19 protein-coding genes are annotated in these 14,894 nt (G+C 41.5%); 9 read left to right on the top strand and 10 right to left on the bottom strand.

Annotated features, from left to right (window positions below):
- Positions 1–74: 74 nt before the first annotated feature.
- Positions 75–344, bottom strand: coding sequence for a DUF4404 family protein (locus Q9312_RS02275; protein WP_309202916.1), 270 nt, complete (start codon positions 342–344; stop codon positions 75–77).
- A 64-nt stretch (positions 345–408) separates the two neighbouring features.
- Entirely contained in the window at positions 409–936 is a 528-nt protein-coding gene (locus tag Q9312_RS02270; protein WP_309202915.1) for a DUF3016 domain-containing protein, read from the bottom strand.
- Positions 937–1,106: 170 nt separating this feature from the next.
- Between Q9312_RS02270 and Q9312_RS02265 the strand changes: the two genes are divergently transcribed.
- From Q9312_RS02265 to Q9312_RS02255, 3 genes are read left to right on the top strand one after another with little or no spacing between them, the layout of a single operon-like run.
- Positions 1,107–3,179: a tetratricopeptide repeat protein gene (locus Q9312_RS02265; protein WP_309202914.1), complete on the top strand. Its 2,073-nt coding sequence runs from the start codon at positions 1,107–1,109 to the stop codon at positions 3,177–3,179.
- Positions 3,180–3,187: 8 nt separating this feature from the next.
- On the top strand, positions 3,188–3,526 hold the full coding sequence (locus tag Q9312_RS02260) for a DUF2288 domain-containing protein (protein ID WP_309202913.1): 339 nt from the start codon (positions 3,188–3,190) through the stop codon (positions 3,524–3,526).
- A complete protein-coding gene (locus tag Q9312_RS02255) occupies positions 3,523–4,137 on the top strand; it encodes a GDSL-type esterase/lipase family protein (RefSeq protein WP_309202912.1) in 615 nt (204 codons plus the stop codon). Before Q9312_RS02260 ends, Q9312_RS02255 begins: the two co-directional genes overlap by 4 nt.
- On the opposite strand, the gene Q9312_RS02250 is transcribed toward Q9312_RS02255, so the two are convergent.
- The 4 genes from Q9312_RS02250 to Q9312_RS02235 are packed head-to-tail and all read right to left on the bottom strand — an operon-like array spanning position 4,134 to position 6,454.
- Positions 4,134–4,298 carry a hypothetical protein gene (locus Q9312_RS02250; RefSeq protein ID WP_309202911.1) on the bottom strand — a complete coding sequence of 55 codons (165 nt, stop codon included), beginning with the start codon at positions 4,296–4,298 and terminating at the stop codon, positions 4,134–4,136. The two genes, Q9312_RS02255 and Q9312_RS02250, sit on opposite strands and share 4 nt — an antisense overlap.
- 49 nt (positions 4,299–4,347) lie before the next feature.
- On the bottom strand, positions 4,348–5,235 hold the full coding sequence (locus Q9312_RS02245; RefSeq protein ID WP_309202910.1) for a hypothetical protein: 888 nt from the start codon (positions 5,233–5,235) through the stop codon (positions 4,348–4,350).
- Positions 5,232–6,089 (bottom strand): ABC transporter ATP-binding protein, encoded by an 858-nt coding sequence (locus Q9312_RS02240; protein ID WP_309202909.1) that lies wholly within the window; start codon positions 6,087–6,089, stop codon positions 5,232–5,234. The genes Q9312_RS02245 and Q9312_RS02240 overlap by 4 nt, the downstream gene beginning before the upstream one ends.
- Positions 6,086–6,454, bottom strand: coding sequence for a GntR family transcriptional regulator (locus Q9312_RS02235; RefSeq protein ID WP_309202908.1), 369 nt, complete (start codon positions 6,452–6,454; stop codon positions 6,086–6,088). The genes Q9312_RS02240 and Q9312_RS02235 overlap by 4 nt, the downstream gene beginning before the upstream one ends.
- A gap of 263 nt (positions 6,455–6,717) precedes the next feature.
- On the opposite strand from Q9312_RS02235, the gene Q9312_RS02230 reads away from it, so the two are divergent.
- Together Q9312_RS02230 and nudC are read left to right on the top strand one after the other, a co-directional pair.
- Entirely contained in the window at positions 6,718–7,641 is a 924-nt protein-coding gene (locus Q9312_RS02230) for a YeiH family protein (RefSeq protein WP_309202907.1), read from the top strand.
- Between the two features lie 17 nt (positions 7,642–7,658).
- Complete coding sequence (gene nudC / locus Q9312_RS02225; RefSeq protein WP_309202906.1) at positions 7,659–8,573, top strand: NAD(+) diphosphatase; 915 nt, start codon at positions 7,659–7,661, stop codon at positions 8,571–8,573.
- A gap of 45 nt (positions 8,574–8,618) precedes the next feature.
- Here the strand turns inward: nudC and Q9312_RS02220 are convergent, their stop codons facing one another.
- On the bottom strand, positions 8,619–8,795 hold the full coding sequence (locus Q9312_RS02220; protein ID WP_309202905.1) for a hypothetical protein: 177 nt from the start codon (positions 8,793–8,795) through the stop codon (positions 8,619–8,621).
- 47 nt (positions 8,796–8,842) lie between these two features.
- Here Q9312_RS02220 and Q9312_RS02215 point away from each other — a divergent pair, with 47 nt between their 5' ends.
- The 3 genes from Q9312_RS02215 to Q9312_RS02205 are packed head-to-tail and all read left to right on the top strand — an operon-like array spanning position 8,843 to position 11,020.
- Entirely contained in the window at positions 8,843–9,439 is a 597-nt protein-coding gene (locus Q9312_RS02215; RefSeq protein WP_309202904.1) for a peroxiredoxin family protein, read from the top strand.
- Positions 9,440–9,449: 10 nt separating this feature from the next.
- Entirely contained in the window at positions 9,450–10,358 is a 909-nt protein-coding gene (locus Q9312_RS02210) for an ATP-grasp domain-containing protein (protein ID WP_309202902.1), read from the top strand.
- A complete protein-coding gene (locus Q9312_RS02205; RefSeq protein ID WP_309202901.1) occupies positions 10,355–11,020 on the top strand; it encodes a Dph6-related ATP pyrophosphatase in 666 nt (221 codons plus the stop codon). The genes Q9312_RS02210 and Q9312_RS02205 overlap by 4 nt, the downstream gene beginning before the upstream one ends.
- On the opposite strand, the gene Q9312_RS02200 is transcribed toward Q9312_RS02205, so the two are convergent.
- From Q9312_RS02200 to Q9312_RS02190, 3 genes are all read right to left on the bottom strand, one after another.
- Positions 10,993–11,391, bottom strand: a complete 399-nt coding sequence (locus Q9312_RS02200; RefSeq protein ID WP_309202899.1) for a YqcC family protein — start codon at positions 11,389–11,391, stop codon at positions 10,993–10,995. The genes Q9312_RS02205 and Q9312_RS02200 overlap by 28 nt on opposite strands.
- Before the next feature lie 15 nt (positions 11,392–11,406).
- A complete protein-coding gene (locus Q9312_RS02195; protein ID WP_309202897.1) occupies positions 11,407–11,970 on the bottom strand; it encodes a DUF2889 domain-containing protein in 564 nt (187 codons plus the stop codon).
- A gap of 525 nt (positions 11,971–12,495) precedes the next feature.
- Positions 12,496–13,203: an AAA family ATPase gene (locus Q9312_RS02190; protein ID WP_309202895.1), complete on the bottom strand. Its 708-nt coding sequence runs from the start codon at positions 13,201–13,203 to the stop codon at positions 12,496–12,498.
- Positions 13,204–13,477: 274 nt separating this feature from the next.
- Here Q9312_RS02190 and Q9312_RS02185 point away from each other — a divergent pair, with 274 nt between their 5' ends.
- Positions 13,478–14,890: an SLC13 family permease gene (locus tag Q9312_RS02185; RefSeq protein WP_309202893.1), complete on the top strand. Its 1,413-nt coding sequence runs from the start codon at positions 13,478–13,480 to the stop codon at positions 14,888–14,890.
- The last annotated feature ends 4 nt before the right edge of the window (positions 14,891–14,894 follow it).

Genomic DNA, 14,894 nt, shown 5'->3' with positions numbered 1-14,894 from the left:
TTTACATGACTCTTATCTTATTCTGACGAATAACACAAAGACAAATAACCTTTTCCTATTTAACCTTAGCCCTATCAAATGCCCATTCTAGAGAATAAGTCACTTAATTTGCTTAACCACTCAGAGAGTACTGGATGGTCGGCTTCAAAATGCTCAGTTACATCGGCTAGCTTATTCATCAAAAACTCATCAGGCTCAGGGACTTTATCTGGATTTGAAAGTAGCTCACGAATCTGATGGCGAGCTTCACGCACTTCTTGATCAACGCTCGCATCACCCGACTCTAGCTCGGCTAACTTTTGCTCAAATTCTTGCAATAAAACAACCATATCCCGAGATGCCATAATATGCTCCTACGTATCAAACGATAAACACTACTCTATTTACAACTTATCCCAAATCCGCTTTTTAATCGAGCTGCTCTAGCCAACTCTGCAGTAATTCTTTTTCGAAAAAGAATGCGTCTCTTGAATGGCGTCGCATCATAATGTCGGTAATCGAAAAAACCTTCTTGAGGCTTTTTGTACCTGAATCGATAACCGAACCGTCTTTCCCAATCACCTGAAAGTCAAAATTCAATCGAACCTGAACAAAATTATCAAGCAGCCTCAATTCACGATGATCGCCACGAACATCGTACCTCACATGCCCGGCTCTATCGACATCGGTAAAAGTCAGGGTAACTTGCTTGATGCTTGGATGAGAATTCTCGAATGCTTCTAGATGCTCGTTTATCGCTGCGACGAAACTCTCTTCCGCTCTAGCCGTGGTCAATTCTGGGGTCCGAAAATCCATAAATTTTTGTGGCTCAGAGAGTTTTACGCGATCAGCAGCCATCGATGAGGCCATTAAAAACGTCGCCGCAAGACCAAGCAAATTCTTTGAGAAGCTGCGGATTCCCTTTGACTCAAGCATTTTCATATTAGTTTTCATCATGTAAACACCTAGTTTGAACGCTGATAACCTCAGTTTACGCTCAGTCTTTGTACATCTCAATAACTGTTCAATTAAATGCTAACATCTTGTTGAGCAAGGTTATTTTCACTTGGGATTGTTATGATTATAGTTTATGTTATTAGTTCGGTAGTAATAACATTAGGTCGCTCATGCTTAAATTGGTGTCTAAACGAACAACTTTCTTATCGTTGCTCATTTGGTTTTGCTTTTCATCACTTGGAATAGAGGCAGCACAGCCACTTGCACGAATCAGCACGTTAACGGATGAAGCAGAACAACAAGTCTACAGAGATCCTAAGAAAGCGGAGTCTCTTGCTCGAGAAGCTTTGAGCCTAGTGACTGAAGAGACCTTATTTGAAAGCAAATACCGCGCATCGATCATTTTGTCAGATGCCCTAGTCGAACAAGATAAGTACGACCAAGCCCTCACTTTGTTATCCAACCTACTCACAGAAGCAAACAACCTCGATTTAACCATTCAAAAAGCCCAAGTTTTATCTCGAAGCGGTGAAGTATTATGGTACCAAGGTAAAGTCTATCAAGCCGTCGATCGGTTAGAAGGCGCGCTTAAGCTGTATCAGGCCACCGACCGACCGGATGACATTTCTAAGACGTTGAATAATATTGGTATTATGTATCGCCATTTGGGCGACTATGAGAGCGCGTTAAACTACTTACTGCGCTCTCTTGCCATAAAAGAAACGCTTGGAAACAAGCAGACCATTGCAACGACGTTAAATAATATTGGCGTCATATACAATCACCTTGAAAAGTATCAAGAAGCAATCAGTTACTACGACAGAGCCATTGAAATCTTCGAGTTCACTGGAGACGCCCCTGGACTTGCCGATCCGCTCAATAATAAAGGCCAGGCACTGGAGCAGCTCGGTCAGCTCTCTGACGCTTTGGAATATTATCAACGCTCATTGCAGATTGAAGAAAGTACTCAGAATATTCGCGGGCAAAGTATTTCCAACGCGCACATCGGGGCTATCTTGAGACAAATGAAGCGCTTTGACCAAGCCAGTCAGCACCTAAACATCGCCAGTCAGTTAGCCAATCAAACACAATCTCCGGTCGTACTAACCGAGACGCTGCTTCAACAAGGATTGCTGTATATCGATCTTAAGCAAGTCGGTGAAGCAGAGAGAGTATTTTTAGAGGGGCTTCAGATTGCTACCGACTCATCCGAAAAAGAAAAAGTTGTTGAGTTCCACTTCCAATTATCAAATGTATACGAAATGGATGGTCAGTTTGCCAAAGCACTAGAGCATTACCGACTGTACAAGTTAGTGTCAGAAGAACTTCTTAATGCCAATACCCGAGAGCGTATTACTCGTTTACAGTTTCGCAATAAACTCGAGCAACGAGAGCAAGAAATTAACCTACTCAAGCAACAAAATCGGATTCAGAGCTTAGAGGTTGAGCAAGCAAAATCACAGAAAACCATTATCATGGCCTTCAGCTTAGCCTTTGTCGTCGCCTTTGGGTTGATTCTTGGCTACTTATACCACCGCAAACGCATTGCGAGAGAAAGAGATATTAGCGATCAATTAATCACTCTAGACAAACTCAAGACTCAATTCTTGATGCACACAAGTTCAGAGCTATTAACTCCATTGAGTCAAATCAAACAAGTTTCTACTTTTAACCTACAACAAGTAGAAACAAACACGAGCGAATTTAAAGCGCTGAATGCAATAGAAAAATACAGTGAAAAATTAGAGATCATCATTCGAAATCTATTGGACTTCAGTGCTGATAAAAACTCAAAACTCACTTTGAATATTGGTCCATTGAGTATAAATGAAGTTATTTCTTATGTTATTGAGGTAATGCAGCAAGACTTATCTAACGTCGAAGTTGGTCGACTATCGTTTAGCTTTAATAATCAGATTTCTGCCGATAGTCCATCATTGCTCGGCGATAAACAACGACTGACTCAATGTATCTACAATATTGTTCAGAGATACATATCACGGCTGCAAGAAGGCACCCTCTACTTTCATGCGATTCCAATGAATGAAAGCATGCTTGTTAGAATTTCAAATCAACCTCTAAACGAAACTCAAACTAGCAAACCAGAAGATGAGTCTTGGGAAACCATGCCCTTTGAAATGAACTTGGTGCATCGATTGATCACGCTTCAACAAGGTGAAATATGGATAGATGAGCATGAAACCGAGTATACTGTTTGCTTTACCTTACCCTTAGAGAAATAAGTAGCACAATGGTTCAAGAAAAAGAGCACAGTTCAGACAGTAATATAACCGAAGAGTCATTATCAATTACTGAAAAACTCAATTTAGAAACTGCAAAGGTCGTATGGAAAGAGCTAGAAATACCTTTTGCCAGAGGCGTAGTCATTGTCGTAAGCTCAGAACTTGATCTCATCGAGGCTGCGGTTGCGTTTCACGAGGATAATCAGAGTCAGGTCGCCGCTTGGCTAGATAAAAAACTATTGCAAAAACCTGAGTTAGACTGGGTAAAAGGATTACGTGGTGACGACGAAGAATTCTGGGCGGTCGTCGTAGCCCCATTTGTACTAATTCAATCTCCGAAAAAATGAATCAGCTTTTCAATAAACAAGCAAGTCTAATACTACTAATAGTATTGCTCGCATCCTGTGGAGAGCAAGTAAAGCTTGAGCCGCTTTCTTACGATGCAACTATTGTAGCTTTTGGAGACAGCTTAACCTTTGGAACAGGTTCAACCAAAGGGAATGACTACCCTTACGTTCTATCTGAACTTTTGGGCATGAAAGTCATTAATGCTGGTATTCCGGGCAATACAACCGCGGATGGCCTAGAGCGAATTAATAAGGTTTTAGACAAACACAGTCCGTCTTTAGTTATTCTGTGTCTTGGCGGAAACGATTTTCTAAGAAAGAGGCCTGTCGAGCAAACACGAGAAAATCTAAACGCACTCATTGAAATAATCAAGCAAAAGCAAAGTCAGGTTGTTTTAATTTCTGTTCCTAAACCCGCTATCTTTTTAGACGATGCAGAGCTTTATGAGACAATTGCGCAACAACATAATATTCCTTTGCTAAACGATACTCTATCTGAACTCCTTTCAGATAACGACCTAAAGTCTGACGCAATTCACTTGAATGACTCAGGCTATTCTCAATTAGCCGCTGCCATACAAAACTTTCTTATCGAAAGGGGCGCGCTTTAAGAATATCGAAAAACAACCTGAATCAAGTTAGCAAAGGCTTCGGTCTTTGACTCAATATGAGCAACTTCTGGAAAATCATTAACATGAGTTGTGATATACAGGGTACTCATTAAAAATACAGATAAGCTCACTCGACTTATCCACTTTCTTACTTCTTTCATTTTAATACTCCTTGTCTTTAGGGAGAGCAGAGCCCTCCCTATACCTATACTAATAACTGTCATCTCGATAGCGTCGAATATAGACCGATAAAGCGATGCAGGCTGCTGAAATAACCAAACCAATCCAAAATCCAGTACTCGAAAAAACGCCAAACGGATGTCCTTTCTCGACCATACTTTCGCCTAGGTACTCCAGTTGAGCGAAATGTTCTCCAATGATAGTTCCAAAATGAGCACTACCTAACATTAACCCTTCGACCAGCATCACACCTAGAGGCACAAACACAGCTATTAAAAATGCGCCCTTCTTTGCGTAAGCTGACACCAACCACAACCAGCCTAAAATTGGAGCCATCCAAAGTGCTAACAAGAACAAGGCCATAAAGTCATTAAAGATAACTGTAAATAATGACGACTGAGACCAAACAATATTCCATGCAGAGCCGCCATTAATCCAAACCATAATCGTTAACAGCACTAATCCAACCACCTGCGCAACAACTGCAACGGCCGCGGTTAAGCTTGGTGCGACAACAAAAGCAGAAAAGACTTTTGACATCACCGTTTGAAAGTCCGATACCGGCATAGACTTCCAAAATAAAATACTGCGATCTCTTCGGTCATTGTACAAACTTCCTAATGAATAAAAGAAAAGTACAAATATCAATCCGATTGTTAAGGGCGCAAGAAAAACGCCATATTGAAACCCAGTAATGGCTTGACTTAATTCAGATAAATTCGCATCAGAAATCTCTGATAAGCCTTTATCTAAGAACAGTTGATTGTCACCCATTGAAAAAATAAAGCTTTGTGCAGTGAACATACCGACGATTAAAGCAAACAAAATTACGCAAGAGATAATCACTGGTGTTCGCGATAAGCTTTTATTTTCCCAATACTCTCGTAGAACCAACGTCTTGAAGGTAGTTACGTTCATGCGCTCACCTCTCTCATTTTAGCGACAAACAAGTCAGAAATACTCGGTCTGTGAATGTCTCCCAAACTTTGAGCAACTTCTGGACTTAAACCATCGAATAAATAGACTTTTCGTCCAAATACTTCGCGCTCAGCAATCGGCTTGTACTCTTTTGCTTGTTCAGCCTTGTCACTTGATACCATGACTTCAACGAATCGCTCAGAGACTTCATCCATTGTTGAATCGAGAATAATCTCGCCATTCTTAATGAACATTAGGTCAGTCAATAGATTTTCCACTTCTTCAACTTGATGAGTGGTAACTATGATTGAACGATCTTCATCAAAAAACTCGGTTAGAAGTTCATTGTAAAAGTCTTTTCTGTATAAAATGTCTAAACCTAACGTTGGCTCATCAAGTACCAACAACTCAACTTCTATTGCAAGCACTAAAGCTAGGTGCAGTTGTGTCACCATTCCTTTCGACAAATGACCAACTTTGCTGTTTTTGTTGATCTTAGTCTTCGATAAAAAGCGCTCTGCTTTTTCACGATTAAAGCGAGGGTGAACCCCTTCAACAAAATCTAAAGCTTGCGAAACTTTCAACCAACGAGGTAAAACGGCAACATCAGCAATAAAACAAACCTTCTGCATCAATTTATGACGATCTTTTTGCGGGTCTAAGCCAAAAACATCAAGGTGACCATCGAAAGTCGTTAAGCCTAAGATCGACTTAAGTATCGTCGTTTTACCGGCACCATTTGGGCCAATTAACCCAACAATTCGGCCTCGTTGAACGGAAAAGTTCACAGATTTCAATGCATTAAACTCTCCGTAAGACTTACTCAAACTACGGGCAGTTACCACATTACTCATGATTCTCCTCCAGTGCTCGGGCGTTTAAACAACTCTTTAGCATCAAGACCTAACCGTTCGATTTTTTCCAGAATCATGGGCCACTCTGTGGTTAAAAATTGATGCCGTTCTTTAGCTAACAATTTTTCTCTCGCACCTTCTTGTACAAACATCCCCACTCCTCTTCGTTTTTCGACTAAATCATCATCAACTAACTCTTGATAAGCTTTTGACACCGTAATTGGATTGAGTTGAAAATCCGCAGAAACCTGACGAACCGAAGGCAATGCATCACCCTCTTTTAACTCTCTATCCAAAATCGAGGCCACAACCTTGTCACGCAGTTGACGATAAATCGGTTGACTATCGTTCCAATTTGCCTGCATCTGTCACCCACTCTTTTTGCTAACGTCCCGGAAACACTTGGTAACCGCCTCCACCGCACTGGTGTTATATGTAACTATATCACCGCATCACCAAAACGCAACCATTTTGTACAATAAGCACGAATGCCCCATTAGTTTCGCTGCTATCTCATTGTTTTCAATAGATTTATACTCAACTTTTGAATGTAACAAAAATTTTTCTAGATTGAGTATTTCAATGCAATCTGTGTTAGCATGCGGCAAATTCTAATGAGGTTGAGCAGTTGCACCCAATTATCTTTGCTGTTTTAGTGACCGCAGCTATTGGCGCTATAGCCCTTAATTGGCTCTCAGCAGGTACATCGTTACTTGTGGGAATTGCTATCGCTCTTGTTTCTCCTCACCCATGGGTCACTCAATGTCGGAGCTATTCCGCAATCGTTCTAAAAGTCGCCATTGTTCTAATGGGATTTGGAATGGAAGTATCAGCAGTAGCCGCTACCGCTGGAACAACCTTTTGGATAACCTTGTTAAGTTTACTGCTCGCCCTAATTCTTGGTTGGGCGTTAATGAAGCTATTAAAAGTTGACTCGCAAATTGGGCTGATGATTTCGAGTGGTACGGCGATATGTGGTGGTAGTGCCATTGCAGCGGTTTCACAAGTCATTAAACCACCAGCAGAGAAAACCGTGGTGGCGGTAACCGTTATCTTTTTGCTCAACCTCGTTGCTCTGTACATCTTTCCCGTTATCGGGCATTGGTTAGAACTCTCTCAATTTCAATTTGGTGTATGGGCTGCTTTGGCCATTCATGATACTAGCTCTGTGGTTGGTGCCGCAGCTCAATACGGAGACCAAGCATTAAATATCGCTTCTACCGCGAAGCTAGCAAGAGCACTTTGGATTATCCCATTGACGGTTATTTTATCGCTGATATTAAAACCCAAAGGAATGAAAGTAACCATTCCTTTGTTTATCGTTTTCTTTGTTCTCGCAGCTTCGAGCAGAAGTCTAATAGAAGCAAATTTGGTATTCGACTGGTTATCGGATCTTAGCCGTTATTTGCTAAAAATCGCTCTTTTAATGATGGGCCTCGGAATCACAAAACAAACCCTTGCAGCCATCGATGCTCGTCCTTTTGCGCTTGGAGTCATCTTGTGGATTGCTCTATCAATAAGTTCACTTTTTCTCGTGTATTTAATTACCTAGCATTGGAAGTCTGAATCGTGTTTAAGTTTAATCATAATTTTCTCGACCGGGATAGTTTAAGCCGAACCGACCCAGTTGCAATTAAAAATCGACTCGCATCAACGAAGTCAAAGCTCATTCTGTTTAATAATCGATACCAAGTTTTGATGCAGCCAGACGGCCTTCACCTGACCAATGCCAAGCATCTTGCGAATATACCGGACAGCAAACAATGGATTTATCTCGGACACAGTGAATTTGATCCTGACGAGCCTTGGTTTTGTGCCCGAGTAAACGACTCCGAATTTGAGTTATCGCACCACCAACAGTGGCATGATCTAAGGTTGAGCTTACCTTCGATTACGGAGCCAACGGCATCAATTGTTGCTTACGCTAAAGCCCTTTTGTATTGGCACAGCCAACACAAACATTGTGGCAAATGCGGAGCCAAAGCGGAGGTTCATATGAGTGGACATGAACGGCATTGTCCTGCTTGTGATCACACAATGTATCCAAGAACCGATCCTGCAATTATTATAGCGGTAACCTATAACGAGCAGCTCTTATTGGCTCGACAAGCAAGTTGGCCGAAGGCCCGTTATTCAGTGCTTGCAGGCTTTGTAGAGCCAGGTGAGTCTTTTGAACATGCTGCTATTCGAGAAGTAAAAGAAGAAAGTGGCTTAGATATTCATTTTCCCAAATATTTTGCCTCACAGCCTTGGCCATTTCCTTGCTCTATAATGATTGGCTTTTTAGCAGAAGCTAAGCACCAGAACTTAGCATTGTTAGATCAAGAGTTAGAACATGCCGTTTGGGTGTCCCCTGAAAACATCGGCAGTTTGCTATCAAATGGTGAGCTTAAACTCCCGACTTATGGGTCGATTTCTCATGCACTGATTGAACACTGGGCGAATACCCATCAGCTAAACTTAAGTCGATGGATAGACAACTAACAAAGCTGGAAAAAACAACACCGTCAATAAGTTGCAACTGAGTCTTTAATTGAGGTCAAAATCTCTCATGTTTTTCTCTAACTCTTGTAATTCTTTTAAAATTTCTAAACGCCGCCATTTCGGTAGCTCTTTTGCCTCTTCTGAATTAAAGTGTTCGACTCCTATTAGACTTGCAAGCGACTTAAAATGCGTCGACTTCAATCCATTTGACTCGGTATTCATGGCTCATTCTCCAATGGGTGAGTATGACTAATTTATAGGCTTGATTTATGACGATTAACCGAAAGTTAGGTGACACTTTCTTGAAGCTGAAGCAATGGATTCACAAGGCATGGCAAAAGTTTCTTACTATCAGTCCGAAAAAATTCTTACTTAATTGCGCCAGCTATGCCGCAATGGTAATTACTCTGTTTTTCATAACTCATTGGTATCAAACACGAAACAGTTTACTCAGTGAGCAAGATTCTCAGATTCCAAACTTTGTTCTGCCTTCACTCGGTGACATAACTATTGAAAGCTCAGATTTATTAAATAAGCCCACCGTTGTTTACTTTTTCGCAACTTGGTGCAGCATTTGTAATTTGTCTATGAAGAATTTAAAAGACCTTGAGTCCGATTGGAAGGCTGGTAAAGTTGACGTTGTATTGATTGCACTAGACTGGCAATCCAAATCTTCTGTGGAAAAATTCATTCACGAAAAGCAGCTACACTTTCCGGTATTGCTTGGCAACAACACGACTCAAAGAAAGTTTAAGATAAAAGGGTTCCCAACTTACTTTATCGCAGATGAAAGAAATGTCATCCAATACATGAGTGTTGGATATTCAACTTCCTTAGGACTTAAAGCTCGACTCAAATTGCTATAAGGTCAACTCAATGAAAAAATTTGACGTAGTTATATTAACTGACAATCGCTATGCAGGTTCAGTGAAACGTGACTGGTACAGTTTACAGGTAATGCTAGAAGATGAATTAATCAACAATGCACTGAAAGAGCAAGGATTACGATCGACAGTTTTATCTTGGCAAGATCCGGAATTTGACTGGAGCAATACTCATTCAGTTTTATTTAGTTCTACATGGGATTACTTCGATAAATTTGGTCAATTTGAGGCATGGTTTAATGAAGTACAAGAACAGTGTATCTGTATAAATCCAGCAAAAACTATCCGCTGGAATATGGATAAACATTATTTACTTGATCTCAAAGAAAATGGCATTCGCACTGTGCATAGCGAAATATTAAAACGCGGTAAAACTTATAACTTTGCTCAAGAATTAGAAAGTAGAGGAATAAGCGAAGGTATTATTAAACCGACGGTTTCAGGAGCTGCTCGTCACACCTATCGCGTTAACTCAAATATATCGTCCAACCTCTGCGATACACTCAATAAGCTACTTGAGAAAGAAGACTTTATTATTCAACCTTTTCAAAAAAATATTGTTGAACAAGGTGAGCTTTCGTTAATGGTCATGGGTGGTAAGTTTACACATGCGGTACGAAAAGTAGCCGCACAGGGAGACTTTCGTGTTCAAGATGATCATGGCGGCCGGGTGATTCCTTATTTTCCAAGTAACGAAGAAATCAACTTTGCAGAAAGCGCTGTGCGAGCTTGTGATCCTGAGCCTTTATATGCTCGAGTCGATATTGTGGTTAATAATGATGGAGACCTAGCCATTATGGAGCTCGAGTTAATTGAGCCAGAATTATTTTTACGTTTTTGCGCGCCTGCAGCAAAACAACTAGCGGTCGCAGTCAATCAATACTTAAAAACGCAATCATGAAGAAGAACTGCCTCGTTAGCTGGTCATCGGGAAAAGACTCGGCGTTTGCATTACTGCGAGCGTTAAATGATCCAACACTCAATGTTGTGGGCCTCGTTACAACTCACGTCAATCAGTGGATACCGATTCAAGGAGTACCGCTAAGCTTCGCTTCACAACAAGCTAAGCTTTTAGATCTCCCCTTATACACTGAAGCACTGCCGATTCCATTCCCAAGTAATCAAGTCTATCAGCAACTATTCATACGTGCTGCAATGCAAGCTGGTCGCTCGATTGATGCAATAATATTCGGAGACTTATTTTGCAACGGCATTGATCAATATCGTCGTTCGTTTTTAGAACCCGCTGGCTATGAATGTCTTTTTCCGATTATGAATATACCGCCTGAGCAGGTTGCAAAAGAAATTGTAGAAGCTTCCATTAAAGCCAAGGTAGTAACCATTAATACAGAGTTGTTATCGCGACACTACCTGTGGAAAGACTACAATGCTGAGTTTATTGAATCGCTTCCAAGTAGGGTTGATGTGTGTGGTGAGAATGGAGAGTTTCACTCGGTTGTTTATGACTTCCCGCATTTTTCAAGCGCCGTAACACTCACCCCAAACGAAAAACTGAACTATGAGAAGTTTGCACATCAGGGCTTCTCTTGGTCAACCCAATGAACAAGAGACCGGTCCAACCGCTTTAATTGTTCGATAACTTGAGAAACTTCCGCCTGCCTTTCTTGAAAGACCTGCTCTGCCATATTGGCAATCTGTGGTGCATGCGGTAGCGTTAATTTGTGCTCAATAACCTGAGTGATTTTGGGAATAAAAACAAACTGCAGCCACTCTTCAAAAGCTAAGGTATCTGCGCAAAAAGGAAACTGACTCTCGAGTTTATGGTGTGCAGGCGGCTGACTCGACCAAAGTTCGACTTGTTTCATCAGGTGCGATAATTGTTCTATTTGAACTAATAATGTTTTTTCATCAACCAAGACAACCCCTCCCTTTATGTTATAGCTAATATCTAATTGCATTCGCTCGGTAGGCATACCTACCTTTTCAAATTACTCTTCATCCGATGGTTTATAGAATTGAGGAAAATGCTCTCGAATAACTTCTCCGTCAGCAGCAAACCCTTGACACTGATCGACAATAGAAGAATGTATCAACTTCGCCCCTAGTGTATTTCTGTTTCTATACGGTAAGACGGTTTGGAAAGCGGTAGTCGCCACAACACTCAGTAATTCTACGAGATGCGTGCAGCCTTTTCTTCCTTTCAGCAAGGCCTTAACTTTGTCTCGCCATCCTGATTTAATTTGCACGCCAACCAAAGAGTCAAATCTAGGAATCACCGCTTGGCAGAGCCGAAAAGGCGCATCGGCCATTGTTATTTTTATGTCTTGTATAACAAGCTCATCATTCAATGTCACTACCATCGTCATTCGATGAACAAACTCATTGGTTGATAGCTCACCTCGCTCGATGGTTTTAAATGGGTAATGTTTATTGTCAGTAAGCGTCGTCTCAATATCCCAAAGCTCATCTTCTCTAAGATAACCTAAGGATGAAATATTACGGGTGTGAATTGGCGTACGACGAGCTGAGGACTTTGTTGATTGCGATGACATAGTGAAAATATGGGTGATTACGACTGTTAGAGAGTATATCACAAGAATGGGTTACAACTTTTTACATTCAGACAAACCTAGACATCTATCATTTGAGTAGACTTAACCCTACAGATTCGAAGTCCTATCAGTTGAATCTGGCTCCAGATAACCCCATTTGCTCACTTTTCAGTGAGCATTTTTTTTTACATCTCTTTGCAGCTCTTATTAGCAACTTTTATTAGCAACTCTCAGTTAATAGTACGTCTGTTTCTGAGCTCACTGCCAGGCCATGGTCAATGAACAGAGGTTGATCATTGAACGGTAAGATGGCCGAAAACTGAATTTCTAGGCTAGAATTTTGAAGCGTCAAGCTCGATACAGCAAGTGAGCCTAACAAAATAACCAAATAAAGTGCGCTTTTACTAATGTGTGACCTCATAACAGCCTCCAACTGTTCTCCATATCTTAATAGATACCTTGATTTAACCAGTTAGACGCGAAGTCGAGAAAAAAAGTTTTAATGACGATTAATTTTTTATCGTTCTATTGTCGACTCCAAGCAAGAATTGACTTTCTTGCTTTAATTTTGGGGTCAGGACTCTTCTTCAACAACCGTTGAATGGCTGAGTGAACCGACCATAGTTCAGCTCTCGCAACAGGATCTTCCCACTCATACACACTTAAACCTTCAGCAAAGGAGTCTAAATAGGCCACTCGCTGGGTGAGAACACTGGCGATCGGCTTAATTTTCACCGCTTTATTAACATCGTCGATCAAATACTGAGCAGACTTGACTCTTTTTCGAACGCGAGTCCAACAAATTCGAGCTTCCACTTTTGCATTTACATCCGCTACAGCGAGCATTAGCTTGTCCATTTCGTGAAATGACCAGACTTCGACTGGCGATGGCGCCAAAGGAACAATAACTAACGAGGCAACCGCCACGCAGGCTTTTGTCATAGGGTTTATGTGTGGCGGACCGTCAAGCAAGATGAGGTCATAATTATCTTGCTCTTGCTCTAATAAGTTGAAGAGCGTTGATGGTTTATCCGCGATTTTCACATCGAGGCCGGGAGATTCATAATTCTCTACTCGAATGTTATACCACGCTGATATGGAGTGCTGAGGAGGATCACAATCAATCACCAACGTACGGTTTCGTTCACTGAAAGTCGCCGCCATGTTAGCACACAACGTACTTTTACCGACGCCTCCCTTGGCTTGTGCGAATGCGATAATTTTCACTGACATATTTCTTTGCTTTTTTTATGTTAAGTAAAATTATAGATTGTTTTTGCAATCTATTGATTATTTTGGCGTTTATTTTCTACTTGGTCAAACTATAAACAGATTTTGAATGTAAACTTGTGACGAAATATGCGGTTTTTAAGCAACAGGCTTAGTTTGAATATGGGAAGAAATAAAGCAAGAACACTCATGAATAATGCAATATTATCAACACCTTAATCAATTTATATGATAATTTACCTTAATCTTTTAATCGGATGGTCTTTAGTTAAACTCCATGACAGAAACTCAACATTCAACCATTAAGAAAAAGCTCTTAAATTCAAATGCTTGGTTAGCCATTGGTCCACTTTTGGCCGTTCTTGTCGGTGGTATTGCCGCGTTTCTCGGCTTAGAAACCAAGGCTGTCATCACTCTCTCAATTACACTCTGGTGCGCCGTTTGGTGGGTAAGCGAGCCCATTCCTATCGCAGCAACCAGTCTAATTCCCATGGCTTTATTCCCTCTGTTGGGAGTTTTAAGCACAAAGCAAATCGCTGGCGCTTATGGTCACACTTTGATTTTACTTCTTATGGGTGGCTTTTTGCTTTCAAAAGCGATGGAAAAGTCTGGCACACATCGGCGAATCGCATTACAGATGATTCACCTATTTGGCGGGACCTCCGGATCAAAGGTACTGCTTGGGTTTATGGTAGCCGCCGCTTTTTTAAGCATGTGGATATCCAACACAGCAACCACATTGATGCTGTTACCGGTCGCTTTGGCCGTTTTAGAAACGAATAAAGACCGGCGACTGGTCACTGCTTTACTCTTAGGTATAGCCTATGCCTCTTCAATTGGCGGAATAGGCACGCCAATTGGAACTCCACCCAATATGCTGTTTCGGGGCGTGTATGAAGAAAATACTGGGCAAACCATCACTTTCTCTCAGTGGATGGGATGGGCGGTTCCCGTGGTTATCCTGTTTATCCCTTTGGTATGGCTTTGGCTAAAACGTGGTTTGGATCAAAACAACCAGCTGCATGTCCCCTCTCCTGGATTGTGGCGAGTCGAAGAACGTCGAGTCATCATGATTTTCGCATTGACTGCGACTTTGTGGATTACGCGAAATGAGCCATTTGGCGGATGGAGTGAATGGCTTTCAGTAGCTCATGCTAATGATGCGAGTATTGCTTTAGCTGCTGCTGTTCTTATGTTTATTGTCAGTGATGGCAAAGGAGGAAAACTTTTAGATTGGCCAACTGCGGTCCAAATTCCTTGGGGAGTTCTGATTTTATTTGGTGGAGGGATCGCGATCGCCCAAGCCTTTCAGGCTTCTGGACTGAGTCAGCTAGTCGGCGAACAATTGTCTGTCATTGCTGACTTCCCACTCTGGTTAGTGATTCCAATAATTTGCCTTGCGGTAACCTTTATTACCGAAGTGACTAGCAATACGGCAACCACAACCTTGTTAATGCCAATTCTTGCGGCCACTGGATTAGCGATAGGCATTGACCCAGCCTTAATCATGGCGCCAGCAGCAATGAGCGCGAGTTGTGCGTTTATGCTGCCAGTCGCAACGGCCCCAAACGCCGTTGTTTTCGGAAGTGAAAAGCTGACCGTAAAACAGATGTCGAGTCGAGGATTTGTTCTAAACTTGATCGGAGTTGCAGTGATCAGCGTGTGTTGTTTATGGTTAATCTCTCAATGACAGC

This window comes from Pleionea litopenaei (assembly GCF_031198435.1).
GTDB lineage: Bacteria > Pseudomonadota > Gammaproteobacteria > Enterobacterales > Kangiellaceae > Pleionea > Pleionea litopenaei.
This window is presented reverse-complemented; position numbering and strand designations above follow the sequence as displayed.

What these genes read in the sequence shown, in the direction of transcription:
- Q9312_RS02205 (WP_309202901.1), top strand. Translation starts at nt 10,355, where the DNA reads ATGAAGAAGAACTGCCTCGTTAGCTGGTCATCGGGAAAAGACTCGGCG.
- Q9312_RS02260 (WP_309202913.1), top strand. Translation starts at nt 3,188, where the DNA reads ATGGTTCAAGAAAAAGAGCACAGTTCAGACAGTAATATAACCGAAGAG.
- Q9312_RS02195 (WP_309202897.1), bottom strand. Translation starts at nt 11,970, where the DNA reads ATGTCATCGCAATCAACAAAGTCCTCAGCTCGTCGTACGCCAATTCAC.
- Q9312_RS02255 (WP_309202912.1), top strand. Translation starts at nt 3,523, where the DNA reads ATGAATCAGCTTTTCAATAAACAAGCAAGTCTAATACTACTAATAGTA.
- Q9312_RS02265 (WP_309202914.1), top strand. Translation starts at nt 1,107, where the DNA reads ATGCTTAAATTGGTGTCTAAACGAACAACTTTCTTATCGTTGCTCATT.
- Q9312_RS02235 (WP_309202908.1), bottom strand. Translation starts at nt 6,454, where the DNA reads ATGCAGGCAAATTGGAACGATAGTCAACCGATTTATCGTCAACTGCGT.
- Q9312_RS02210 (WP_309202902.1), top strand. Translation starts at nt 9,450, where the DNA reads ATGAAAAAATTTGACGTAGTTATATTAACTGACAATCGCTATGCAGGT.
- Q9312_RS02275 (WP_309202916.1), bottom strand. Translation starts at nt 344, where the DNA reads ATGGCATCTCGGGATATGGTTGTTTTATTGCAAGAATTTGAGCAAAAG.
- Q9312_RS02215 (WP_309202904.1), top strand. Translation starts at nt 8,843, where the DNA reads ATGACGATTAACCGAAAGTTAGGTGACACTTTCTTGAAGCTGAAGCAA.
- Q9312_RS02245 (WP_309202910.1), bottom strand. Translation starts at nt 5,235, where the DNA reads ATGAACGTAACTACCTTCAAGACGTTGGTTCTACGAGAGTATTGGGAA.
- Q9312_RS02200 (WP_309202899.1), bottom strand. Translation starts at nt 11,391, where the DNA reads ATGCCTACCGAGCGAATGCAATTAGATATTAGCTATAACATAAAGGGA.
- Q9312_RS02185 (WP_309202893.1), top strand. Translation starts at nt 13,478, where the DNA reads ATGACAGAAACTCAACATTCAACCATTAAGAAAAAGCTCTTAAATTCA.
- Q9312_RS02270 (WP_309202915.1), bottom strand. Translation starts at nt 936, where the DNA reads ATGATGAAAACTAATATGAAAATGCTTGAGTCAAAGGGAATCCGCAGC.
- Q9312_RS02190 (WP_309202895.1), bottom strand. Translation starts at nt 13,203, where the DNA reads ATGTCAGTGAAAATTATCGCATTCGCACAAGCCAAGGGAGGCGTCGGT.
- Q9312_RS02250 (WP_309202911.1), bottom strand. Translation starts at nt 4,298, where the DNA reads ATGAAAGAAGTAAGAAAGTGGATAAGTCGAGTGAGCTTATCTGTATTT.
- Q9312_RS02220 (WP_309202905.1), bottom strand. Translation starts at nt 8,795, where the DNA reads ATGAATACCGAGTCAAATGGATTGAAGTCGACGCATTTTAAGTCGCTT.
- Q9312_RS02240 (WP_309202909.1), bottom strand. Translation starts at nt 6,089, where the DNA reads ATGAGTAATGTGGTAACTGCCCGTAGTTTGAGTAAGTCTTACGGAGAG.